The following is a 1,262-nucleotide window of genomic DNA, read 5'->3' as shown; positions in this document are numbered from 1 at the left end:
GCATTAATTATATTACATTTTCCATTGTTGACTATCAAATTGCATAATTTTTCATTTTCAAAGCCAAGTAATAAAAACAGCGGTAATTGCATTCAACCCTAAGTTTTGAAATAATTGGATAGTGAAATAAAAGCAAATTGAATATAATAATTTGAAGATGAAGTGCCATAAAATCTGTTAAATTGATCAGGCAATTCGAATACTATTTTTTCTTAAATAGTAACAATGACGCGTATGCCATATGAGGTTATAGGCGCAATTTAAGCCAATAAGCCGCGTGCGAAGCGAAAAAATACTTTGAATGGGAAATTCAATATTGAGAACACTACCTCCCAAGCCTTTGTTGACACATCCAATTAACAATTCATAAATTAAAAGCAAACTAACTTCAATTCCCTTAGTCATTTAACTAAAATAATTATAAAGAAATTAATGATCTACCAATAAACTTTTCTAAATGAAATTTTGATTAATTAAAAGACTTATTCTAATGACTTTAGTCGACAACCCTGTAGTTTATACCCCCTAAAAAAACACTAGCGTTTACTTAGCATATGCAAATACAACCGCTCTACTTTATCGCGCGCCCAAGGCGTACGCCGTAAAAATTTAAGGCTTGACTTTACCGAGGGGTCGTGCGTAAAGCAGCGTATAGGAATTGTATTTCCTAAATACGCCCAACCGTAATGGCTTTCCAATTCAGTTACTATTTGCTGTAGTTTTACTCCGTGCAACGGATTATTTTTTTGTGTCATTACTTATTAATAATGGCTTCTATTTCATTAAAAGTAAGCTTACCTAGCAGTTTCCCTTCTGGAGAAATTAAAAATTTACTAGGGATTTCCGTTACTCCGTACTTACGAGCTATGCTGGACAAAACCACAATACGGCTTTTGTCTACAATTTGATGTTTCCAATTTAACCCATCCTGTTTACTTGCTTTTTCCCAAGCATTATCAGTCCGCTCTAGTGCTACACTAACTACGTTTAATTTATCCTTATGTTTATTATGGAAAGCTACCAACCTTGGATTTTGTGTACGGCAAGGCGGGCACCACGATGCCCAAAAATCAAGCAATACATATTTTCCTTTTAAATCCGACAACTTAAAAGGTGTACCATCAATCAATTTAGTTTCAAAATCAGGCGCAGTTTCACCCCTTGTAAATGCATTAAATTTGGTGATCAAAAAAGCACCTCCAAGTACAATTATAATCCCCCAAGTCACGTAATTAAAAATCTTTTTAAACATGGTTGTTATG

General features: G+C 33.9%; 2 protein-coding genes. Both read right to left on the bottom strand.

Translation table 11 applies throughout. From position 1 onward, the window contains the following. Window positions 1–536 precede the first annotated feature (536 nt). On the bottom strand, window positions 537–755 hold the full coding sequence (locus GMC_RS0103315; protein WP_010520797.1) for a VF530 family protein: 219 nt from the start codon (window positions 753–755) through the stop codon (window positions 537–539). Next, on the bottom strand, window positions 755–1,262 hold a 508-nt coding region (locus GMC_RS0103310; RefSeq protein ID WP_010520796.1), incomplete at its 5' end, for a TlpA family protein disulfide reductase. The genes GMC_RS0103315 and GMC_RS0103310, both read right to left, overlap by 1 nt.

Source organism: Aquimarina agarivorans (assembly GCF_000218485.1).
GTDB lineage: Bacteria > Bacteroidota > Bacteroidia > Flavobacteriales > Flavobacteriaceae > Aquimarina > Aquimarina agarivorans.
Note: the sequence above shows the minus strand (reverse complement) of the source record. Positions and strands in the feature narration are given on the sequence as shown.